The following is a 23,224-nucleotide window of genomic DNA, read 5'->3' as shown; positions in this document are numbered from 1 at the left end:
GCTATGAGTACAGCACAATCAGCTGTTACAGTATTAGGGGCGGGGTCTTATGGCACCGCCCTTGCTATTTGCTTTGCCAGAAATGGCCACCCAGTGACCTTGTGGGGCCGCAATAGCGATGACGTTGCTACGCTTGCAGCTGAGCGAAAGAATCAACGTTATGTTCCGGATGTTAGCTTTCCTGAAACCCTCCAACTAGAAGCAGATTTAGAAACGGCAGTTAAAGCAAGCAAGATCATTTTGGTTGTTGTGCCGAGTCATGCTTTTGCTGGCACGCTGCAAAAAATCAAACCTTGGTTGTCAGAAGGTGCTGAAGTTGCATGGGCTACCAAAGGTTTAGAGCCAAATACAGGGCGTTTACTGCAAGAAGTAGCGGTACAAGAGCTAGGCGATGATGTTCCTCTGGCTGTGCTTTCAGGACCTACTTTTGCAAAAGAAATGGCAATGGGTTTACCAACCGCTATTTCGGTATCGTCGACCTCTAAAGACTTCGCTAAGCAATTAGCTGACCTTTTACACTGTGGCCGCTCATTTAGGGTTTATAACAATGATGACTTCATTGGTATACAGCTTGGTGGCGCAGTTAAAAATGTGATTGCGATTGGCGCTGGTATGTCTGATGGTTTTGGCTTTGGTGCCAACGCACGTACTGCCTTAATCACTCGCGGTTTAGCTGAGCTTTGCCGTTTAGGGTGTGCATTAGGTGCCCGTTCAGATACCTTTATGGGTATGGCTGGCCTTGGTGACTTGATCTTAACCTGTACAGATAACCAATCTCGTAACCGTCGCTTTGGTCTTGCACTTGGCAAAGGTGAAGGCGTAGAAGCTGCGATTGAAGCTATTGGTCAGGTTGTTGAAGGCTATAGAAATACCAAAGAAGTGTATTTACTTGCTGAGCGCACAGGTATTGAAATGCCAATAACGGAGCAAATTTACCAAGTACTTTATGAAAATAAAGATGTAAAAGAAGCTGCGATGGCACTACTTGGCCGTGAGCAAAAATCTGAATAATTTAGATTGTGCACTGTTAAATAAAAAACGCGATTGATTAATCGCGTTTTTTATTTGATGTACCGTTGCAACCACTAGCTAGATTGCTGCTTTTCTAGCGTGTCATTAATAAATTCGCTGACTTGGTTGGCTTTTAATGGCTTGCAGTAATAATAACCTTGTTGAAAATGACAGCCCATAATATGCAGCATGTAGGCTTGCTCTTCAGTTTCTACTCCTTCAGCAACCACATTTATATCCAAATACTTAGCTAACCGCACTATGGTGGCGGTGATGTTGCGATCTTGGTCGTTTTTATCGATATCTTTTACGAATGACTTGTCGATTTTGAGCGTATCGATTGGAAAACGCTTTAAGTAACTGAGTGATGAATGACCCGTGCCAAAGTCATCCAGCGCGATGTGCACACCAATCGATTTAATGCGTTTCATTTGCTGCTCTGCAAATTCAGGGTTATCCATCATGGCGCTTTCTGTGATCTCGAGTTCTAAGCAATGTGCCGGTACGTCAAATTTTGCTAAGTTGTCGATGAGGGTTTCAATGAGGCTACTTTGCTGAAAGTGTAAGGCTGAAATATTAATTGCGACATTACCAAACGAAATGCTTTGTTTTCGCCACTGGGCCAGTTGATTAAGCAGCTGCTCCATCAGTAATTGGGTGAGCGGAATAATGGCACCATTTTGTTCGGCAAGCGGAATGAACTCATCGGGGTTAATCACACTGCCATCTTCTTGAGGCCAGCGAACTAATGCTTCAAAGCCGTATAACTGATTATGCTGGGCATCAAACTTAGGCTGAAAATAAAGCTCAAACTCATTGTTGGTAATGGCTTTAAATAAAGCGCTCTCTTTGGTTAACTCGGTTGGGTCGAGAGTATGGCGCTCTTTATCAAAAAATTGATACGTATTACGGCCCATTTTTTTTGCATGATTCAAAGCACTATTTGCGCTGCGCATTAAGTATTCACAGTTGTAGGCGTTGTCTGGGTAGATAGCAAGACCACAACAGGCCGATAGCGAGGTCTCAAAACCATCTAACATAAATGGGGTTTTAAACTGCTGAAGCACGATGTCTGCGGTTTTTTTAGCAAAAAATACGGTTTGACCTGAATAAAGATAGGGCGGCACGAGTACCGCAAATTCATCTGCACCGAGTCTTGCAATGGTAAAGCCTGAATTTAGTGAGTCAGTTAAACGACACGCCACTTCTTTTAGCAGTACATCGCCAATTGTGTGACCGAGCGAATCGTTAATTTTTTTGAAGTTATCTATATCAATAAAGATGATTAGCAGACTAGGATAAGTGTCGTTACAAGCATTGATTGCTTTTTCAAGTGACTCTATAAAAATAGCGCGGTTTGATAAACCAGTGACACTGTCTTTGGTCGTGAGCTTGAGCATAGTTCGCTCGTTATTCTTACGTGCAGTGACATCAGAAAACATGCCAACGTACCGTACAGAGTTTTTTGGAAAGCGTGATGTGATCACTTTTGTTATACATAAATCAATAGCGTAGGGTTGCCCATCTTTGCGTAAATTCCAAATTTCGCCAGACCAATAACCATCATTACTCAGCTCTTGTTGAATGATTTCTTCGAGTTGTGTATCACGACTGGCTTGCGTTAATGCTTTGAATTTTTTACCAAATACATCGGCTTTTTTATAACCCGATATTTCACTAAATGCGTTATTAATTTCTATGATCCGAAACTGTTCGTCGGTGACCCAAATACCATCTTTAGACTGGGAAAGTAGAGCATCCATCAGCGTCATCTTTTGGTTTCTTTGATAATAGATAACCGCACCAATGAGGATGACAATCGCTAAAAAGATCAGTAGTAATAGGGGAGTCGTATTGGGGGCTTGTGAGTTAGAGGGATTTGACACAGCAGTAGAGGCAGCACTAGAAAAGTGCTGCATCAGCAAAATGATACTGCATACTCGGGCAAAAAAGCGCATTAAATCCATCTTTAGGAACAAACTCACCTATTTAGGTTAGTCCATAAAAAATGGTCGTGCTAAACAATTAGTGAATATTTATTACAAGCGCTTTTTCAATGAGTTATTGACCGTTCACAAAACCCAGCTGACGCCAAGATTCATAAACAAATACAGCAACTGAGTTAGATAAGTTCATACTACGGCTGTCTTTTTGCATTGGAATACGTATACGTTGCTCTTTCGGCAACGACTGAATTAGCTCATCAGGTAAGCCACGTGTTTCAGGGCCAAACACTAAACAATCGCCAGGCTGATATTGTGCTTGATGATGAAATTGACTGCCTTTAGTGGTGCAAGCATACACTTTTTTCGGTTGGCATTTTTCTAGATATGCTTCAAACGAGGCATGGCGCTGTACATGGCTAAACTCATGATAATCAAGACCTGCACGTTTTACGCGTTTATCATCCCACTCAAAGCCAAGGGGTTCAATTAGGTGTAACGCATAACCTGTGTTTGCGCATAAGCGAATGATATTACCCGTGTTTGGTGGAATTTCTGGTTGGTACAACACAATATCAAGCATGTGAATCTCATTTATAAGGATTTGATCTGCTGCTGAGTATACACGAACTAGAATTAAAAGATGATATACTCAACACAGTTACTCACTAAAGGTAAGTTGTTGTGCAGCATCGTAGTTATGAGTTTTGGGTTAAAACAGCCAGTATAGTCACCATTGTTATGGTGAGTCTGATGATCGCGGCAAAAAGCTGGGCTTGGCTTGCATCTGGCTCGGCGTCAATGTTGGGTTCATTGACCGATTCGTTAATGGATATCACCGCATCATTGATGAGTTTTTTAGTGCTAGGTTATGCACTACGCCCTGCTGATGACGACCATCGCTTTGGTCACGGAAAAGCCGAAGCATTAGCCGGGCTTGCACAAGCTGCTTTTATAGCTGGCTCAGGTTGCTTTTTAGCGTTTCATGGCATTGAGCGCTTATTTAATCCGGTAACCTTAAAGCATTCAGACCTTGGTATTTGGGTTAGTATTTTCGCTATTGTTTGTACGCTCGTGGTGGTGTTTGTGCAAACTAAGGTGATAAATCACACCGAATCAATCGCCATTAAAGCAGACTCGATTCATTATAAAGGCGATTTAATCTTAAACTTGGCGGTATTACTGGCAATTGTGTTAGCTAAGTACGGTGTCGCTTATGCCGATCCATTATTTGCTATTGGGGTGGCTGTTTATTTACTTTATAACAGCTGGGATATTGCTCGCGAAAGTGCGGATCACTTAATGGATAAAGAGCTCCCAGATGAAGAAAAACAACAAATACTGGCCATTGTGAATAGTCATCAAGACGTTTTTGGCGCCCATGATATTCGTACCCGCCAAGGTGGTAAAATTAAGTTTATTCAGATGCATTTAGAGCTGGAAGACTCATTATCATTGATAAGAGCGCATCAAGTTGCTGATGAAGTAGAGGCATTAATTCAAACGCATTTTGATTGCGAAATGGATATTTTGATGCACCTTGACCCACTTTCGGTGGTTAACAAAACACGTCAAAGCTCAGCACAAAATTGATAAAAATCGCTGAGTATTGTTTGTCTGATCTCGTCGCGTTCACACAATAGTTCGTGGCGAGCGCCCGCATAGCTTTTTAGTTGTGCTTGCTTTTGCCTATGGGTAAGTGCAAATTGCGCAGCGTTATCGACCACAGTATCTTGCTCGGCGCTTGCGATAAACAAAGGAATATCGACTTTTTTATCGACTAAAGAAGCAATAAAATCAAACGATGCATTGAGCCAGCCATAGGTTACGCCACCTAGTTGTAAATCATTTTCTGCTTCATACAGCTCTCTGAACAGTTTATAGCGAATTTCACTACTGGTTAGTTCATTAGCTGCAAAGTCGACTGGTAAATAATCGCTTTGGCCAAATGCGTAACTGCGGCCAAGACCAAGTAAGGATGCAATTTTAGCAGCCAGTTTTGCTACAGGCTTTGGCGTGCCTTTAGTATAGATATCAAACATCGGCGCTGATAAAAAAGCACCCGCAAATTGATGCTGATAGCGCGATAGGTAATCATAGGCAATGGCACTGCCCATAGAGTGGCCAAGCAAAACCTGCTTTCCTTGCCAGTGTTGCTGCACCACTTTTTCTATAAATACAGCAAAGTCATTTGCGTAATCAGTAAAACGGTTTACATAGCCTTTATGAGTATTTTTTAGATGACGATAAGAGCGACCTTGCCCCTGGTGATCAACACTAAAAACTGCAAAGCCATTTTGATATAGCTCCCACAGCAACTCTTTGTACTTAATTAAAGACTCTATTCGGCCAGTACTGATAACGATGGCCGTTTTTGCTTGTTGGGGAATTGCATAGCCGTAATAAAGCTTGCCATGAGCGCTGCTCAGAAAGTCTTGCTGTAATTGCTCAGAAAAAAACTGATTAATATTAGGTAGGTTATTAACAAGACTTGCTTCGCTACTATAAAACATTTACTCACTCTTAAAAGGTAGACGGATGTTTACGCACAGTCCGCCATGTTCTTGGTTTTCAAGTGTTAGTGTACCATCATGTGCTGAGATAGCATTCTTTGCAATTGCAAGACCTAAACCCGTGCCGCCTGTGCTTCTATCACGAGCATGCTCCTGACGGAAGAAAGGTTCACACAGCCTTGCTAGGTTTGCTTCATCAACCCCTTTACCGTCATCACAAATAGTGATGTAGATAGCGTCTGATTCAACTAGGCCAATTGAGATTGAATGTTCTGCGTATTTAATGGCATTGCGAAGTACATTCTCAAGCGCGCTGGCTATTAAGGTTTCATCGCATTTTAAATCGGCTGTTAGTGTACCATTAACAATAAGCTCTTTATTACTTTGCTTGGCCTCAAATTGAGCATCGTTGAGTACATGATCAACAATCACTTGTAAGGATTGTGTACTCAACGCCAGAGTCTGGCTTTTGGCTTCTAAACGTGAAACTTGAAGTACATCGGCAATCATTTTATCAAGCTGATTTGCCTCTTTTTCAATGCGCTCTAAATAAGTGTGTTGAGCATCATCTGCTTGCATTTGTGCAAGGCCTGTGGCCATTTTTAAGCGCGTTAATGGTGAACGTAGTTCATGAGAAATATCTGCTAGTAGTCGTTTTTGAGCGCTAATAAGCTGCTCAAGTTGCACCGCCATGGTATTAAAGTCACGACCAAGTACACCTAACTCATCTTGACGAGTAGGAGATACATCGGCACGGGCAGTTAAATCGCCATGAGCTAGTTTTTTTGCTGTTTCTTTTAAACTATTAATAGGTGCAATTAAGTTACGGCTAAAGAAGAAACTCAGCATCAAGGATGCAACTAAAGCAATAAGCAGTTTAAGCCAAACAGGCATTAGCCATAGGCTGACAAAAAACGGTTTCTTGCGTTTTTCATCTATTTCATAAAGATAAAACTTACCTTCAGGCACATTCAAAGCTACCGGCCCATAAGCTTGGTATTCATCGGTAAAAATAATTTGCGGACGCATATATTTGGTAAAGTTCAGCAAGCTTAAATCAATGTCTTTGGATACAGGTTCGCTGAGCATTTCAACACCATGAACCTCACCATTTAAGTACAGTAATTTATGCTTTGATAAGCGCGGATGAGATAAAACCTCTTGAGTTGATTTTCCGTGTTTAGCAACAATGCGTTCAATACTTTTAGCTGTGTACTCAAGATTTTTCAGCATGGGTCCACGCAGGTCGTCATTGCCGACATTGCTCGTTAACTGGCTTAAAAACACCAGTATTGTGATAGTCGCTATGACAGTAACCCAAAACCAAGCAAATATTTTTAAAAACAAATAATGGCGGGGATGCTTTAGCCAGCTTGGAGTTTGCATATTATTCGCCTTGTATTAATACATAACCACTGCCACGCATGGTTTTGATCCGTTCATTACTAACATGCTCTGCAATTTTTTTACGGATGTTGCTGACATGCATATCGATTGAGCGGTCAAAAGGTGCAAGGCGTCTACCTAATACTTGTTCACTTATTTGCTCTTTGCTGATCACTTCTCCGGCATGTTGCACTAGCATGGCAAGGATCTCATACTCAGTGCCGGTTAGGCTAAGTACATTGTCATTAACAGAAGCTTCTCGTGTTGCGAAATTAACATTGATGCTGTTAACACTCAATGAGCTGGTCTGTTGGCTCGATAAGCTATTGATATGTTCGATGCGACGAGTAATTGCTTTAACGCGAGCTAGTAGCTCTCTGTGATTAAATGGCTTAGGAATATAATCATCTGCGCCTAGCTCTAAACCAAAGATACGATCAAAATCTTCGCCTTTCGCAGTTAACATGATCACCGGTGTGAGCTTATGTTGTCTTAATTGCTTTAGCACATCGAAGCCATCCATAGAGGGTAACATCACATCAAGCAATATTAGCTCATAGTTATGCTTAATAGCTTGCTTTAGGCCTTCAGCGCCATCATGAACACACTCTACTGTAAAACCTTGTGCTGACAAGTACTCGCTGAGTAATTCGCACAATCCTGTATCGTCGTCGATCATTAATAGTTTCATTCTGACACCTAGCTATTTATTTCTTTAAGGTTATTTTACTCAGTAAATTGTGTAAAAGTGAATCTTTACACAACCTTTACACTGGCTTGCGTTCCTTTGCATTGCATTAGTTATAGTTAACCCATCAGTCGGAAACGACAACAGAGCACAACCCAACAAAAGGTAATGATTATGACTATTTCAAATAAGCTTTCTAAATTCGTACTTGTTTGTGGTTTAGCAGCAGCCAGTGTAGGTGCTACTTCAGCAATGGCGAAAGGAGACTTTAACCGTGGTATGAACCCTCAGGCTCGTTTTTTACTTTCTGAGCGTGGTATTGATAAATTACAACTTACCGAAGAGCAGCAAACGCAACTTAAAGCAATTTTTGCCGAGCAGAAAACACAATTTGCAGCACTGCGTGGCGATAAAGATGTAATGAAAGCCGCTCGTGCTGCACACAAAGAGAAAATGGATGCGTTATTAGCAACAAAAGCATTTGACGAAAATGCCGCATTAGAGCTGATTAAAGCACGCCAAGAAAAAGGCCAGCAGTTTGCCATGCTAAAAATGAAATCTGACCATGCGATTTGGCAGGTTTTAAATGCTGAACAGCGCGATAGCTATCAAGAGATTAAAAAGCACCTGCGTAAAAAAGGTCACAAAAAGGGCCACCATGGTCCACGCGGCGAGCGTAAAGGTGGGCGTTCAGAAGGTTAAAAGTGATAGGTTATTTTAAAAATGCGGCAATTGCCGCATTTTTTGTATTTGATGCTTTATTCTTTAAAGAATGAATCATCATTTTTAGCCAGCATTGCTTCGATATCTTCAATCATATCTTGGCTCAAATCATTAGCATTGCTAATTGGGCTAGAAATTTTATTGTTTTCAAACGACCACTCGCCTAAATCAATTAGCTGGCAGCGTTTTGAGCAAAATGGACGATGCGGGCTTTGCTCTGACCATTCAACTTTGGCTTTGCATGTTGGGCAGTTTACAACTGTTGGCATTGAATAACTCTCAAATAAGCACTTTTGTCAGATCTTACTGAACAGTAAGCTGATAATCCAGTAACGAATTTGTTTAGAAACTCGTTACTCGGTTTATTTCTGCCAAAGAGGTAACACCATCAGCGGCTTTTTTCAGGCCAGATAAACGCAGATCATTAAAGCCTGATCGCAGAGATACTTCAGCGATTTCGAGTGAGTTACCACCACGCATAATAATTTGCGCTATTTCAGGGGTAATTTGCATTACTTCGTAAATACCTACTCGACCTTTATACCCTTCAGTACAGCTGTCGCATCCTTTTGGTGCAAATAACTGAACCTCATTGAGCTTGTCTTTATCAAAACCTTGGCGAATCAATTCTTCATCAGGTAGTTTTTCTGGTGTTTTACACTTAGGGCAAAGCCGTCTTGCTAAACGCTGCGCAATAATAAGGCTGATAGAACTTGCTACGTTATAAGCAGGAACACCCATATTTAAAAGACGAGTAAGAGTTTCTGGCGCTGAGTTTGTATGCAGAGTCGATAATACCAAGTGACCTGTTTGCGCCGCTTTTATTGCAATTTCAGCGGTTTCAAGGTCACGGATCTCACCAACCATTACTACATCGGGATCTTGTCGTAAGAAAGCCTTTAATGCATTGGCAAAGGTCATGTCTGCCTTTGGATTAATTTGTACTTGGTTAATCCCTTCAAGGTTGATCTCTACTGGATCCTCGGCAGTACTGATATTGCGCTCTGGCTGGTTAAGAATATTCAAACCTGTATAAAGTGATACCGTTTTACCAGAGCCCGTTGGACCGGTTACTAAGATCATACCTTGAGGCTGCTCAAGCGCGTCCATGTAGAGTTTTTTCTGCTCTAGCTCATAACCAAGTACATCGATACCTAGCATAGCACTTGATGAGTCGAGAATACGCATAACGATTTTTTCGCCCCAAAGGGTAGGCAAGGTACTGACACGGAAGTCGATACTTTTACGTTCAGTAATTTTAAGCTTAATACGGCCATCTTGAGGTTTACGTTTTTCTGCTATGTCTAGTCGTGACATAACCTTGATACGCGCAGATAAACGGCTCGCTAAGCTATTTGGCGGACTTGCCATTTCATGCAAAATACCATCGATACGAAAACGTACACGGTAACGGTGTTCATAAGGCTCAAAGTGTAGATCCGAGGCCCCTTTTTTAATTGCGTCCATCAAAATTTTATTGATGTAAACGATAATAGGAGCGTCGTCTTTATCTTCATCTTTTGGTGCTAAATTTTGGGGAGTTTCTGACTCTAAATCCCCGAGTTCTTTGAATTCGCTTTCACTTAAATGCAAGCTTCCTGCAGCATCAAATAATTGCTCAATTTTGTTTTCAAGTTGCGTGTAATCAACAACGACCACTTCACATGAAAGACCAGTACTAAATTCAAAGTTTTCAAAGGCTCCGTAATCGGTTGGATCAGAGGCGGCAATGTAGAGTTTACGGCCTTTTTTTACTAAAGGCAGAATGTGGTGTTCACGAATTAGTTTGTCTTTAACTAGTTCTTCGCTAATGTTCGCTACATCAAAGTCTCTAATATCAAAATAAGGCACACGAAAAAGATCTGTGCATTGCTCTGCGAGTTCATGGCCAGCCATACCACATGTTTTAGAAATTAGCTCCGCAGTAGAGCTGTATTCGCGCTGCTTTGATTTTACGGTCTCTGCATCAATGCGACCTAGAGTGATAAATTTTCGAAGTAGCGGTGAGTTAATATTCATTGCGCACCTAGTTTGATCCTTTATTTGCCACAATCTAACAGAAAAAGTAAATCGGTTACATCAGTCTTGTCTGATTTTGGAAAAATTGCAAAATAAATTAACCATAAACTCAAATGTTTAGCTAGTTAATTGGTACTTTGGTATTGTTTTTCTGTGGCTGCTTTTTACAAAAATAAGTATTTAAATCAATAATATCGTTAAATTAAAGTTAGGTATTTCTCATGCAACTTTTGTACATCAATTTTTACATCAGAAAGAAGGCGGTTATTATCTACTGTATCTGTCGCTTTTTGTTGCTTATCTGTTCTGGACATTTGTGAAGCGATGATTTGCTTAGCTAATTCAACAGAGATCTTGTCTCGAGTTGTGGTTCTCGTTATTTGCACTTCAACAGGAACATCTACCAATAGAGTATGATCACAGAATTGATCTAAGCCGTTTTCAAAAAGTAGAGGCGCAACTAATATTACATACTGGCTGGTGGCTTGTTGTAATTGAGCGAGCATTGATTCTCTAATAAGCGGGTGCAATAAGTTATTAAGCCATTGCTTTTGTGATTCATCAGCAAAAATAATTGCTCTTAGTTTTGCACGATCAAGGCTGCCATCAGTAGTGAGTATCTCCTCACCAAAGTGTGCTGTAATTTTTGTAAGGCCAACAGATCCTGGCTCAACGACCTCTCTAGCCACGATATCGGCATCAACCACCTGAATGCCAAGCTCTTCAAACATGGCGCTTATTGCACTTTTCCCTGAGCCGATACCACCCGTTAATCCTAAAATCCAGCTTGCCATAATCAGTAGCCCAAATAATTAAAGTAGTAAGCTTGAATTTGCTCACCCCAAAGCAAGGTTAGCCAACCGGCAATGGCAAGGTAGGGCCCAAATGGGATTGGCGTAGTTTTGTCTTTACCTTGAATAATGATTTGCGCAATGCCGATGATGGCACCGACGACACTTGATAGCAGCACGATAGTTAAAATATCTTGCCAGCCAAGTAGTGCACCAAACACGGCTAATAGTTTAAAGTCGCCATAACCCATGCCTTCTTTACCAGTAGCAAGCTTGAATAACCAATAGACACTCCATAAGCTCAGGTAGCCAACTGCTGCGCCGATAATGGCATCGCTCGGTGCAATGGTAATATCCATAGTGGCAGCAATCAGCGCTAACCAAACGAGTGGCAAAGTGAGTTGGTCGGGCAATAACATGTGATCTACATCGATAAAAGTTAATGCAACTAAAAACCAAGTAATCAATATATAAAGAAGAGCTAGCTTAGTTGGGCCAAAAACAGCGGCGACAACTAAACTTAAAACCGCTGTAAGCATTTCTACAATAGGGTAGCGCACAGATATTGGTGATTGACAATTTGCGCAGCGACCTTTTAATAATAGCCAACTTAGCACAGGGATATTTTGCCAAGCTTTAATCGGAGCCTTGCATTTTGGGCAGGTCGAATTAGGTTTTATTAAATTAAAGGGGGCTTGTTCTGTTTGCTGTTTTGAATTTAGCTCATCGGTCAATACAATACGGCATTCAGTTTGCCATTCTCTTTTCATCATCAGTGGCAAACGATAAATCACCACATTTAAAAAGCTACCAATACACAGGCTTACTAAGCCTACAGTCAAAAAATAAAACCACTGCTGACTTTGCATCGCAGTGGTTATATCAAGAAAAAAATTTACCATTAAAATACCTAACTTCAGGCCGTTTACAGGCCGACATTATTTCGCTGTGTTGAACTATTTTTATTATTTATTTTTATTATTTATTTTATGTAGCAAGTTATCAACTAGCATTTTTCTTACGGCTTATATTTTAAACAACTGAACCAAGTTGGAAAATTGGTAAATACATAGCAATAATTAAACCACCCACGAGTACGCCTAAGACTGCCATTATAAGTGGCTCAAGAAGGCTAGATAAACCGTCTACAGCATCATCAACTTCTTGCTCATAAATAGTCGCTACTTTTGCAAGCATACCATCGAGTGAACCCGACTCTTCACCTATGGCCACCATCTGCACCACCATATCAGGGAATATTTTAGTATTGCGCATCGCCCAGTTCATTAAATTACCAGAACTGACCTCGGCTTTGATTTCTAAAATCGCATAACGATACACCGCATTACCTGAAGCACCCGCAGCTGAGTCGAGTGCATCAACGAGGGGGACACCAGCAGCAAAGGTAGTAGAAAGTGTACGAGCATAACGAGCAACCGCAGCTTTATTTAAAATCATGCCAATAACAGGTAGCTTTAATATAGCTCTATCGTTGGCATCTCTGAGTTTTTTGCTTTTAAGTAACGCTTCTTTATAAGCGTAGCCTGCGGTAATAATAGCAATAAGCATCATCCACCAGTATTCTTGCATAAATTCTGAAATACCTATTACCATTAAGGTAAAGCCGGGCAGCTCGGCGCCAAAACTCGAAAAGATGTCTTTAAACTGTGGAACTACAAAAATAAGCAAAATAGATGTAACAATGACAGCAACGACTAAAACCGCAATGGGGTAAAACATGGCTTTTTTAATTTTTGATTTTAGAGCTTCAGCCTTTTCTTTATAAAGCGCAACACGGTCAAAAATTTTATCAAGGGCGCCAGACTGCTCACCTGAAGCAACTAGGTCGCAATATAGATCATCAAAATAGCGTGGATGTTTTCTTAGGCTTTGTGATAAAGGCACGCCTGCTTTAACCTCATCACCTATGCTTTCCATTAACTTAGCAACGCTTTTATTCTTTGCGCCTGAGCCGATCATTTCGATAGATTGTATTAAGGGCACACCTGCCATCAGCATTGTGGCTATCTGGCGAGTAATTAGGGCTATATCTTTAGGGGTTATCTTTTGTACAGTCTTTATGCCAAAAAGAGGTTTAGGTTTTCGTTTTACCTTATAAGGTGTTATACCTTGCTTTCTAAGTTGTGCTTTGACTAGTGATATACTTGAACCACTCAATTCTCCTTCTAGCTTTTTACCTCGAGAGTTAACTCCGGTCCAGATGAAAGAGTCTAAGTCTTGGTTATCATATAGTTTTGACATTTAAAAACTCTTTAGAAAGGTAGCTTGAGTCAGCTACCTTGTTAAGCATTAAGCAAATCTATTTTTTTGCTGTGCATCCTTTTGGTGCGATACTTTCATCCCCAGCTGCTAAATTATGAACACAAGTCCATTTAAAAGCATTATTTGATAAATCAGGCGTGTAAACAAACTTTTTATTTTTTAGATTTGCAGCTACCCCTGAGCCATTCATTGTTGCTGTAATTACACCTGTACCAATTGCTACAGCAATAGAACTGTAAGTACCTGTAGCCGCTAAATCTGAGTTATTAGGAGCTGTGTTTTCATCTGGGTATTCTCCATTAGATTGATAAAACTCTGCAATTGTTGTTTTTACTCCTGCTGCTAACGATGCTGCCTCTGAAGCTTGTGCTCTAGCCGTATAATCCTGATAAGCAGGTAACGCAATTGCTGCCAAGATACCGATGATTGCAACTACAATCATTAATTCAATTAGGGTGAAACCCTGTTGGTTTTGTTTTGTCATTTGTTCCTCTCCTAAAGGATATGATGATTTTGTAAGTTTAGCTATAACTTCAGCGTTGTAAAACCAAGGCTCAATTTACAGGAAAAATCTTACAGTTTTAATTAAAACTTCTTTAAATAAAGCTAGATTGATAACATAAAACTCTTAGAACTTCCTATGTTCTGAAAACATTAATTAACTTTAGCATTATTCAATGATTTTGAAAGCTATTTTCCTGTTAGCTAGAGGTTTTTTCAGAACTTTTCTACTTTAGTTTGAGACAGGTCAAGCTAATTCAATTATTGTACTGTTTGATATGGCATCCTTGCTAATACTATGTGTGTAAGAGCCTAGGGTGCAGACATACTAAAGAGTGATATTTTACCGTATAAATGTTTGTTTTTTGTTACTATTACAAGCTTTGTACGTATTTAATGCTTTTTTTATTTCGTTGTCAACGGATTAGGTAAGCATTAAATACGTGGCTAGCTATTTTTAAGCACTAAAACGCATTGAAAGATCGATTGATTGTAAATTTTTTGTAAGTGCGCCACTTGAAATAAAGTCAACACCGGCCTGTGAATAGGCTTTTAAGGTTTCGAGTGTCATGTTGCCAGATACTTCGAGCTTTGCTCGCTTGTCTGTCAACACGACTGCTTGTTGAATTTGTTCGACTGTAAAGTTATCAAGCATGATGATATCAGCACCTGCTGTGATTGCTTGCTCAAGCTCATCAAGTGACTCCACCTCAACCTCAACTGGTTTTGTAGGGTGATTGATTTTTGCTTGAGCTACTGCTTTATCAATACCGCCACAGGCAGCGATGTGGTTTTCTTTAATTAAAAACGCATCAAACAAACCGATGCGATGATTCGCACCGCCACCACATTTTACAGCGTATTTTTGTAGCGCACGTAAGCCAGGAATTGTTTTACGCGTATCGAGTAGCTGCGTCGTTGTACCCTCAAGCTCTTTTACATAATGAGCGGTTGTTGTTGCTGTACCTGAGAGTGTTTGTACAAAATTAAGGGCAGTGCGCTCAGCAGTTAAAATTGCGCGAGCTGAGCCTGATGCGGTGAAGAGCGTGCTATTGGCTGCTACTTTGTCGCCATCATTTACAAGTACTTCAACGTTTACTGTAGGATCGACTTGGTTAAAAACTTCTAAAATAATGTCTTTACCACAAAATACGCAGTCTTCACGGGTAATTACCTTGGCATTGGCTAGCTCGTTTTCTGGAATTAGTTGCGCGGTAATATCACCGTCATTTGCGCTTTGGTAATTTAAATCTTCATCAAGGGCAAGTTTTACCAGTTGGCTAATTAATGTGTGTGGGACTGACATGTCGAAAGCTCATTGTTTATTAATAAATTGGCGAAATTTTACTATGTTTAACCCCTCAATAGAAGACAAAGATTGGCTACAGTAAAGTATCCCCACTGTTACTTTAAGTGATTGAATCAAAGCAACTAGACCCTGAGATTTTAACCCTTTACACTATTTAACTTTATTGTCATCGTTAGTTTTTAATATGCATATAAATGAATTGGGTCAATTAAACAATGTGTTACAAAGGCCCTGTACACATTACGATGAACGCCCAGAAGGCGAGGTGTCATTACTTGTTATTCATAATATTTCATTGCCAGCAGGGCAGTTCGCAACGCCTTATGTTGATGATTTGTTCATGGGGGCAATTGATTGTACGGCGCATGAAAGCTTTGCTGATTTAAAAGGCTTAAGAGTGTCTGCACATTGCTTTATTCGTCGTACCGGTGAAATTATTCAGTACGTGCCTTTTGAAAAACGAGCTTGGCATGCTGGTATCTCAACGTTTGAAGGCAGAGAGCGCTGTAATGATTTTAGCGTGGGCATTGAGCTTGAAGGTACAGACACCAAAGCGTATACCCAAGCCCAATATAATGCATTACACTTAGTGACTAAGGCGTTGATGGCAAAGTACCCTGAGATAAACCGTTCGCGCATTGTTGGCCATTGTGATATTGCACCGGGCAGAAAAACTGACCCTGGTGTGAGTTTTGATTGGCAATACTATTTTGATTTAGTGTTTTAGTTAAAGGATATAGGTAAAGGCATGATCTTAATTTCAATAATTATTGCTTTGGTGATTGAGCGTTTAGGAGCTCGAGCAGATTATTGGCAAATCGGTTTTTATGCCAATAGATATCTTAAACACTCGCAAAAACAACTCTCAGAAAAAGGCTTATTTAATTCGCCAATTGGCTTTTTGATTTGGTTAATGTTGCCTGTCGTTGCCGCAGGTTTAGTTTATCAACTCTCTGATTTTATTATTTGGCAGCTGGCAGTGAATGTTGCTGTGCTGCTGGTTTGTTTTGGCTGTGCTAAACAACGTGCTTTATATAAGTCTTACTTAAATGCCTTAACACGCAACGATCAAGAGGCAGCGACCTTATATGCATTACAAATGGGGCAAAAGAAAACAGAAGATGAGCCTCAAGGTGAGACTTTTGGCCAAACTTTAGCTTGGCTAAATTTTCGCTTTTACTGTGCAGTTATTTTTTGGTTTGTGGTTTTAGGTGTACCTGGCGCGGTTCTTTATGCGCTAGTTCGAACCTTTGCTGATAAAGTCAGAGACGACCATCAAGTGGCTTACGCTAAACGTTTTAAACTGATCCATAGCTTACTGTTTTGGCTCGATTGGTTACCAGCTCGGGTTGCAAGCTTTGGTTATTTAGTGATTGGTAACTTTAATAAAGGCACTAGTTGTTGGCTGAAGTATGTGCTCGACTTTTCAGTGAGTAACCGAAAAGTTGTTACACAAACCGCACTTGCTGCTGAGCAAATTGAGCAGCAACATTTTGGCTGTACTTATGAAGCCACTTGCATGATGAAGCTTGTAAAACGAAATGTATTGTTCTTTTTAGTGATCATCGCAGCGCTTACCTTATTTGGTGGTTTGGCTTAGCGTAGGCGCGATTTTATATCTTATAGGTGTGTACGAGTTTTGTCGCGGGGTAAACCCGCTGCTACGGTTTTACATATATGCTATCCCAATATGGGTAATCAGCTAGATTGCTTATAATCCCGGCTCTTAAAGGGTTCGCAACTATATATCTTGCATTTGTTACTAAGTCTTCTTCATTACGAATTTGGTGATCATAAAACCCTTTTTGCCAAAGTCGTTGTTTGAAATGTTTTCTAAATAGAGCCGCTGTTCTACCTTTGAATATTCTAACTACTTCACTGAGTGAGAGTATGTTTGATAGTTGAAATAACCAATGAAGGTGGTTTGGCATTACGACGAAGGTGTTTGAAATGAGAAGATTTTCTTGTTCTACATTTTGCATTTCACGAATTATTTGGCGATTTATAAATAGGTTATTGAAGTAGTTTTTACGGCTGTGGCATACAAGTGTAATAGCATAATAATGGTTAGCTTTTGAAACTCTGCCTTTTCTTAATCGATATGTGCTGTACATATGCCTTCCTTAGCATCTTAAATTTATAGTGTAGATTATTGTGAGCTTTTGTCGCGGGGTAAACCCGCTGCTACAAAGCAACTCAATTCAACTAACATCTAAAACCTGACCTCTAATAGCTTTGTCTGTCAATCTGGTCTGACCATTTATTTTTTATTGTTTTTTCCTTCAGAAAAAGCCACTTTAATCCATACTGTTTAATCTTTAGACGAATTACGTTAGGGTGTAACTAGGCGCTGAACGTAGTGAAATTGACAGAAATACGGGTTTTTGATAACGTATGCGACAAATTTGGTATGACCAATTTACCTTTTTGGTCAAAGCACAAGGCTAAATACCCGATATTTATGGGGTTAGCGCATAACAATGCGGACGTTAATAAATGTCTTTAAAGATTAAAGCAGCAAAATTATCTGATGTTATTTTACAACAACTTGAGAATATGATTCTTGAGGGGTCGTTAGCGCCAGGCGAAAAACTGCCTCCTGAACGTGAATTAGCGAAACAATTTGAAGTATCGCGACCTTCACTGCGTGAGGCGATTCAAAAGCTAGAAGCCAAGGGGTTAGTAACGCGTCGCCAAGGTGGTGGAACGTTCGTAAAAAATCAGCTTGAAGAGGGGCTCACTGATCCGCTTTTTGATTTGATTAGTAAGCATCCAGAGTCACAATTTGATTTACTCGAATTTCGTCATGCCCTTGAAGGAATCGCAGCATATTATGCAGCTATGCGTGGCACAACGAATGACTTCAAAAAAGTAAAACAAAGCTTTGACAACATTGCGCTCGTTAATGACGACATTGTGCAAAAAGCAAAAGCAATTAATGCATTCCATTTTAGTGTGGCAGAAGCGTCTCATAACGTTGTACTGCTACATTTAGTACGTGGTATGCAGGCCTTGCTAGAGCAAAATGTATTGCAGAATTTAACTGTACTGTTAAAAAAACCACAGATCAGCCAGCAGCTCGCAGAACATAGACGACTGTTGATGGATGCGGTTATTGAAGGAAACCCAGAGCAAGCACGTCTTGCTAGTAATGCTCACTTAGCCTTTATCGAAGAAGCCTTACTTGAGGCTGGCAAAGAGCATTCGCGGATTGAACGTAGTTTAAGACGCACCAAACAACATTAAGCAAGTGATTAGCTAAGTTTAGTTAACTACTTAATTTAAGATTTATTAAAATAATTAGTATTTTAAACATAAGGAAACCTCCATATGTCTGAAGTCAATAAAATTGACGTAGACGCGCTAGAAACACAAGAGTGGTTACAAGCCCTTGAGTCTGTTGTGCGTGAAGAAGGTGTTGAACGTGCTCAATTCTTACTTGAGCAAGTGTTAGAGCAAGCCCGTTTAGACGGTGTTGATATGCCTACTGGCACAACCACTAACTACGTTAATACCATTCCGGTAGATCAAGAACCTGCTTATCCAGGTGACGTAAACATTGAACGTCGTATTCGTTCAATCATTCGTTGGAATGCGATCATGATCGTATTACGCGCGTCGAAAAAAGATCTAGACTTAGGCGGCCATATGGCTTCTTACCAGTCTTCAGCTGCATTCTATGAAGTATGTTTTAACCACTTCTTCAAAGCACCAAACGATGTAGATGGTGGTGATTTAGTTTATTACCAAGGTCACATTTCTCCAGGTATCTATGCACGTGCATTTGTTGAAGGTCGTTTAACAGCTGAGCAGCTTGACAACTTTCGTCAAGAAGTTGATGGTAAAGGTCTTCCTTCATACCCACACCCTAAGTTAATGCCTGAATTCTGGCAGTTCCCTACGGTATCTATGGGTCTTGGTCCAATTGCATCAATCTACCAAGCTCGTTTCTTAAAATACCTAGACGGTCGTGGCTTAAAAGACACTAAAAACCAACGTGTATACGCTTTCTTAGGCGATGGTGAAATGGATGAGCCAGAATCACGTGGTGCAATCTCATTCGCTGCACGTGAGAAGCTAGATAACCTATGTTACCTAATCAACTGTAACTTACAGCGTTTAGATGGCCCAGTTATGGGTAATGGTAAGATCATTCAAGAGCTTGAAGGTCTATTCAAAGGTGCAGGCTGGAACGTGATTAAAGTTGTATGGGGTAGTGGTTGGGATATCCTACTTGCTAAAGATACATCAGGTAAATTACTGCAGTTAATGAACGAAACGATTGACGGTGATTACCAAACATATAAAGCAAAAGACGGTGCATATGTTCGTGAGCACTTCTTCGGTCGTTACCCAGAAACAGCAGCACTTGTTGCTGATATGACTGATGAAGAAATCTTCGCACTTAAGCGTGGTGGTCATGAGCCATCAAAACTTTACGCTGCATTCAAAAAAGCGGAAGAAACCAAAGACCGTCCAACTGTGATCCTAGCTAAAACTGTAAAAGGTTACGGCATGGGTGAAGCGGCTGAAGGTAAAAACATCGCGCACCAAGTTAAGAAAATGGACATGACCCACGTTGAGCACCTACGTTCACGTTTAGGTCTACAAGATTTAGTTTCTGATGAAGAAATTAAAGACTTGCCATATCTTACTCTTGAAGAAGGCTCTGAAGAGTACAAGTATCTTCACGCTCGACGTGAAGCGCTACAAGGTTACACACCTAAGCGTATTCCTAAGTTTTCTGAAAGCTTAACATTGCCAGAAGTTGACGCGTTCAAGCCACTACTTGAAGAGCAAAAACGTGACATCTCTACAACAATGGGCTTTGTACGTGCACTTAACGTATTACTAAAAGACAAAGGCATTGGTAAAAACATCGTTCCTATCATTGCTGATGAAGCGCGTACATTTGGTATGGAAGGTTTATTCCGTCAAATCGGTATTTATAACCCGCATGGCCAAAACTACACGCCACAAGACCGTGACATCGTTTCTTACTATAAAGAAGCAACATCAGGTCAGGTACTACAAGAAGGTATCAACGAGTTAGGTGCAATGTCATCATGGGTTGCTGCTGCAACATCATACAGCACTAACGATTTACCAATGATCCCATTCTACATCTACTACTCAATGTTTGGTTTCCAACGTGTAGGTGATATGGCATGGATGGCCGGTGACCAACAAGCACGTGGTTTCTTACTAGGTGCTACGGCAGGTCGTACTACACTAAACGGTGAAGGTTTACAGCATGAAGATGGTCACAGCCACATTCTTGCTAACACGGTTCCTAACTGTATTTCTTATGATCCGACATTCGCATACGAAGTAGCGGTAATCATGCAAGACGGTATCCGTCGCATGTACGGTGAAGACCAAGAAAACGTGTTCTATTACCTAACGCTAATGAACGAAAACTACCATCAACCAGCAATGCCAGAAGGCGCTGAAGAAGGTATTCGTAAAGGTATCTACAAACTTGAAACTGTGGCTGGCGATAAAGCGAAAGTACAGTTACTAGGTTCAGGTACTATCATGATTGAAGTGCGTAAAGCGGCACAAATCCTGAGCGAAGAGTATGGTATTGGTTCAGATGTATTCTCTGTAACATCATTCAACGAGTTAACTCGTGACGGTCAAGACGCTGAGCGTTTCAACATGCTTAACCCTGAAGCAGAGCAAAAGACTGCTTACATCACGAACGCATTAACAGATGCCGTGACTGTTGCAGCAACAGACTACATGAAGAACTACGCAGAACAAGTTCGTTCATTCGTACCAAGCAGTAACTACAAAGTGTTAGGTACTGATGGTTACGGTCGTTCTGATAGCCGTGAAAACTTACGTCGTCACTTCGAAGTGAATGCTGGTTATGTTGTGGTTGCAACACTATCTGAGCTTGCTAAACGTGGTGAAGTTGAGAAGTCAGTAGTTGTTGAAGCAATCAAGAAATTCGACATCGACACAAACAAAGTTAACCCGCTATACGCATAAGAGGTTCCAATGAGTATTGAAATTAATGTACCAGATATCGGTGGCGATGAAGTTGAAGTAACCGAAATCCTTGTTAGCGTTGGTGATAAGGTTGAGGTTGACCAATCGTTATTAACGGTTGAAGGCGACAAAGCATCAATGGAAGTACCTGCTGCACAAGCAGGTACAGTTAAAGAAATTAAAGTAGCTGAAGGTGATACGGTAACTACTGGTTCACTTATCATGATCTTCGAAGGTGAAGAACAAGCTGCGGCTCCTGCAGAGGCTAAAGAAGAAGCGCCAGCTCCAGCAGCTGCGCCTGCAGCTTCTGCTACACAGGAAGTAACTGTGCCAGATATCGGCGATGATGAAGTTGAAGTAACTGAAATCATGGTTGCGGTAGGTGACACGGTTGAAGAAGAGCAATCTTTATTAAGCGTTGAAGGCGATAAAGCATCAATGGAAGTACCTGCTCCAATTGCGGGTACGGTTAAAGAGATCAAAATCGCGACTGGCGATAAAGTGAAAACGGGCTCTCTAATCTTCGTTTTTGAAACAGCTTCAAGCGGTTCAGAAGCGCCAGCTGCAGAATCAGCACCAACTGAAGCTGCTCCGGCAGCAGCGGCATCAAGCACTAAAGAAGTTAACGTGCCTGATATCGGTGGTGACGAAGTTGAAGTAACCGAAGTGATGGTTGCTGTTGGCGATAAGGTTGAAGAAGATCAATCAATCTTAAACGTTGAAGGCGATAAAGCATCAATGGAAGTACCAGCACCATTTGCCGGTACTGTTAAAGAAATCAAAGTAGCTGCTGGGGATAAAGTATCAACTGGCTCACTTATCTTTGTATTTGAAGTAGCGGGTAGTGCACCAGCTGCAGCGGCTCCTGCTCCTGCAAAAGCTGAAGCAGCGCCTGCTCCTGCAGCAACAGCGCCTGCTCCTGCAGCAACAGCGCCTGCGGCTGAAAAGCCTGCATCAGCACCTGCAAGCAGCGAAGGTTTTGCAGATAACAAAGCGTATGCACATGCATCACCAGTTGTTCGTCGTTTAGCGCGTGAGTTTGGTATTAACCTAGCAAACGTAAAAGGCACGGGTCGTAAGAATCGTGTTGTGAAAGAAGACGTACAAAACTACGTGAAAGACCTTGTGAAGAAAGTTGAGTCAGGTCAGCTATCTGCAGGTAAAGGTAATGCCGGTGGCGGTGAGTTAGGTCTTATCCCTTGGCCTAAGGTTGATTTTGCTAAGTTTGGTGAAATTGAAGAGAAGAAACTTTCTCGTATCCAGAAGCTATCAGGTGCTAACTTACACCGTAACTGGGTGCAAATCCCGCATGTTACACAGTTTGACGAAGCTGATATCACAAGCCTTGAAGCATTCCGCAAAGAGCAAAATGCGCTTGCTGAGAAGAAAAAGCTGGGTGTTAAAATCACACCACTTGTATTTGTGATGAAAGCAGCGGCGAAAGCATTGGCTGAATTCCCAACGTTTAACTCTTCACTGTCTGAAGACGGCGAAAGCTTAATCTTGAAGAAATACATCAACATTGGTGTTGCAGTTGATACGCCAAATGGTCTAGTTGTTCCAGTGTTCAAAGATGTTGATAAGAAAGGTATCATTGAACTTTCTCGTGAGTTAATGGATATTTCTAAGAAAGCACGTGAAGGCAAGCTAACGTCATCTGATATGCAAGGCGGTTGTTTCACAATCTCAAGCCTTGGTGGTATCGGTGGTACAGCGTTCACACCAATTGTGAATGCGCCAGAAGTTGCTATCTTGGGTGTATCTAAGTCAGAAATGAAACCTAAGTGGAATGGCAAAGAGTTTGAACCTAAATTAATGGTTCCATTATCAATGTCATACGACCATAGGGTTATTGACGGTGCCCTAGCAGCACGCTTTACTGTGACGCTAGCAAGCTACATGAGCGATATTCGTCAACTAGTGATGTAATCGTCTCGTAAATTATAAGAATCAAATCCCAGCAAGTTGTTTTTTGCTGGGATTTTTACCATTGGCAATGATACAATCTTTGCCATAGAACAATCTTGGTATAGATATCTGCTCTCCCTTTCTGCCTTGCA

The 23,224-nt window shown here is 41.0% G+C and carries 21 protein-coding genes; 8 read left to right on the top strand and 13 right to left on the bottom strand.

Annotated features, from left to right (window positions below; genetic code table 11):
* The first annotated feature begins 3 nt into the window (after window positions 1-3).
* Window positions 4-1,011 (top strand): NAD(P)H-dependent glycerol-3-phosphate dehydrogenase, encoded by a 1,008-nt coding sequence (gene gpsA, locus ABMY41_RS05035; protein ID WP_349274284.1) that lies wholly within the window; start codon window positions 4-6, stop codon window positions 1,009-1,011.
* Window positions 1,012-1,085: 74 nt separating this feature from the next.
* Here the strand turns inward: gpsA and ABMY41_RS05030 are convergent, their stop codons facing one another.
* Window positions 1,086-2,996, bottom strand: coding sequence for an EAL domain-containing protein (locus tag ABMY41_RS05030; protein WP_349274283.1), 1,911 nt, complete (start codon window positions 2,994-2,996; stop codon window positions 1,086-1,088).
* A gap of 76 nt (window positions 2,997-3,072) precedes the next feature.
* The gene (gene trmL / locus ABMY41_RS05025) at window positions 3,073-3,537 is read right to left on the bottom strand and encodes a tRNA (uridine(34)/cytosine(34)/5-carboxymethylaminomethyluridine(34)-2'-O)-methyltransferase TrmL (protein WP_349274282.1); all 465 of its coding nucleotides are present in this window, start codon (window positions 3,535-3,537) and stop codon (window positions 3,073-3,075) included.
* Between the two features lie 101 nt (window positions 3,538-3,638).
* On the opposite strand from trmL, the gene ABMY41_RS05020 reads away from it, so the two are divergent.
* Window positions 3,639-4,547: a cation diffusion facilitator family transporter gene (locus tag ABMY41_RS05020; protein WP_082401648.1), complete on the top strand. Its 909-nt coding sequence runs from the start codon at window positions 3,639-3,641 to the stop codon at window positions 4,545-4,547.
* Here the strand turns inward: ABMY41_RS05020 and ABMY41_RS05015 are convergent.
* Genes ABMY41_RS05015 through ABMY41_RS05005 form a run of 3 tightly spaced genes read right to left on the bottom strand, consistent with a single transcriptional unit; the run spans window position 4,526 to window position 7,544 of the window.
* Window positions 4,526-5,467, bottom strand: a complete 942-nt coding sequence (locus tag ABMY41_RS05015) for an alpha/beta fold hydrolase (protein WP_349274281.1) — start codon at window positions 5,465-5,467, stop codon at window positions 4,526-4,528. The genes ABMY41_RS05020 and ABMY41_RS05015 overlap by 22 nt on opposite strands.
* On the bottom strand, window positions 5,468-6,853 hold the full coding sequence (locus ABMY41_RS05010) for an ATP-binding protein (protein ID WP_175078502.1): 1,386 nt from the start codon (window positions 6,851-6,853) through the stop codon (window positions 5,468-5,470).
* Between the two features lies 1 nt (window position 6,854).
* The gene (locus ABMY41_RS05005; RefSeq protein ID WP_175078501.1) at window positions 6,855-7,544 is read right to left on the bottom strand and encodes a response regulator; all 690 of its coding nucleotides are present in this window, start codon (window positions 7,542-7,544) and stop codon (window positions 6,855-6,857) included.
* Window positions 7,545-7,715: 171 nt separating this feature from the next.
* Between ABMY41_RS05005 and ABMY41_RS05000 the strand changes: the two genes are divergently transcribed.
* On the top strand, window positions 7,716-8,243 hold the full coding sequence (locus ABMY41_RS05000) for a Spy/CpxP family protein refolding chaperone (RefSeq protein WP_349274280.1): 528 nt from the start codon (window positions 7,716-7,718) through the stop codon (window positions 8,241-8,243).
* Window positions 8,244-8,299: 56 nt separating this feature from the next.
* On the opposite strand, the gene yacG is transcribed toward ABMY41_RS05000, so the two are convergent.
* The 7 genes from yacG to nadC all read right to left on the bottom strand — a co-directional run bounded on the left by yacG (window position 8,300) and on the right by nadC (window position 15,164).
* Window positions 8,300-8,533, bottom strand: a complete 234-nt coding sequence (yacG, locus tag ABMY41_RS04995; protein WP_054562797.1) for a DNA gyrase inhibitor YacG — start codon at window positions 8,531-8,533, stop codon at window positions 8,300-8,302.
* 73 nt (window positions 8,534-8,606) lie between these two features.
* Window positions 8,607-10,283, bottom strand: coding sequence for a type IV-A pilus assembly ATPase PilB (pilB, locus tag ABMY41_RS04990; protein ID WP_349274279.1), 1,677 nt, complete (start codon window positions 10,281-10,283; stop codon window positions 8,607-8,609).
* Window positions 10,284-10,480: 197 nt separating this feature from the next.
* Entirely contained in the window at window positions 10,481-11,077 is a 597-nt protein-coding gene (gene coaE / locus ABMY41_RS04985; protein WP_349274278.1) for a dephospho-CoA kinase, read from the bottom strand.
* 2 nt (window positions 11,078-11,079) lie between these two features.
* Window positions 11,080-11,976, bottom strand: a complete 897-nt coding sequence (locus ABMY41_RS04980; protein WP_349274277.1) for an A24 family peptidase — start codon at window positions 11,974-11,976, stop codon at window positions 11,080-11,082.
* Between the two features lie 130 nt (window positions 11,977-12,106).
* Window positions 12,107-13,336 carry a type II secretion system F family protein gene (locus tag ABMY41_RS04975; protein WP_349274276.1) on the bottom strand — a complete coding sequence of 410 codons (1,230 nt, stop codon included), beginning with the start codon at window positions 13,334-13,336 and terminating at the stop codon, window positions 12,107-12,109.
* A 58-nt stretch (window positions 13,337-13,394) separates the two neighbouring features.
* A complete protein-coding gene (locus tag ABMY41_RS04970; protein WP_349274274.1) occupies window positions 13,395-13,841 on the bottom strand; it encodes a pilin in 447 nt (148 codons plus the stop codon).
* A gap of 474 nt (window positions 13,842-14,315) precedes the next feature.
* Entirely contained in the window at window positions 14,316-15,164 is an 849-nt protein-coding gene (gene nadC / locus ABMY41_RS04965; RefSeq protein WP_138619066.1) for a carboxylating nicotinate-nucleotide diphosphorylase, read from the bottom strand.
* A 187-nt stretch (window positions 15,165-15,351) separates the two neighbouring features.
* Between nadC and ampD the strand changes: the two genes are divergently transcribed.
* Together ampD and ampE are read left to right on the top strand one after the other, a co-directional pair.
* Window positions 15,352-15,894 carry a 1,6-anhydro-N-acetylmuramyl-L-alanine amidase AmpD gene (gene ampD / locus ABMY41_RS04960; RefSeq protein WP_349274272.1) on the top strand — a complete coding sequence of 181 codons (543 nt, stop codon included), beginning with the start codon at window positions 15,352-15,354 and terminating at the stop codon, window positions 15,892-15,894.
* Between the two features lie 21 nt (window positions 15,895-15,915).
* Entirely contained in the window at window positions 15,916-16,767 is an 852-nt protein-coding gene (ampE, locus tag ABMY41_RS04955) for a beta-lactamase regulator AmpE (protein WP_349274270.1), read from the top strand.
* A gap of 61 nt (window positions 16,768-16,828) precedes the next feature.
* On the opposite strand, the gene ABMY41_RS04950 is transcribed toward ampE, so the two are convergent.
* Window positions 16,829-17,281, bottom strand: a complete 453-nt coding sequence (locus ABMY41_RS04950; RefSeq protein ID WP_289097399.1) for a transposase — start codon at window positions 17,279-17,281, stop codon at window positions 16,829-16,831.
* Window positions 17,282-17,663: 382 nt separating this feature from the next.
* Between ABMY41_RS04950 and pdhR the strand changes: the two genes are divergently transcribed.
* The 3 genes from pdhR to aceF all read left to right on the top strand — a co-directional run bounded on the left by pdhR (window position 17,664) and on the right by aceF (window position 23,093).
* Window positions 17,664-18,413 carry a pyruvate dehydrogenase complex transcriptional repressor PdhR gene (gene pdhR, locus ABMY41_RS04945; RefSeq protein ID WP_036965924.1) on the top strand — a complete coding sequence of 250 codons (750 nt, stop codon included), beginning with the start codon at window positions 17,664-17,666 and terminating at the stop codon, window positions 18,411-18,413.
* 84 nt (window positions 18,414-18,497) lie between these two features.
* On the top strand, window positions 18,498-21,164 hold the full coding sequence (gene aceE, locus ABMY41_RS04940; RefSeq protein WP_062566172.1) for a pyruvate dehydrogenase (acetyl-transferring), homodimeric type: 2,667 nt from the start codon (window positions 18,498-18,500) through the stop codon (window positions 21,162-21,164).
* A 9-nt stretch (window positions 21,165-21,173) separates the two neighbouring features.
* Window positions 21,174-23,093: a pyruvate dehydrogenase complex dihydrolipoyllysine-residue acetyltransferase gene (aceF, locus tag ABMY41_RS04935; protein ID WP_349274267.1), complete on the top strand. Its 1,920-nt coding sequence runs from the start codon at window positions 21,174-21,176 to the stop codon at window positions 23,091-23,093.
* Window positions 23,094-23,224: the final 131 nt, after the last annotated feature.

This window comes from Pseudoalteromonas sp. BZA4, assembly GCF_040104395.1.
In the GTDB taxonomy this organism is placed as follows: Bacteria; Pseudomonadota; Gammaproteobacteria; order Enterobacterales; family Alteromonadaceae; genus Pseudoalteromonas.
Note: the sequence above shows the minus strand (reverse complement) of the source record. Positions and strands in the feature narration are given on the sequence as shown.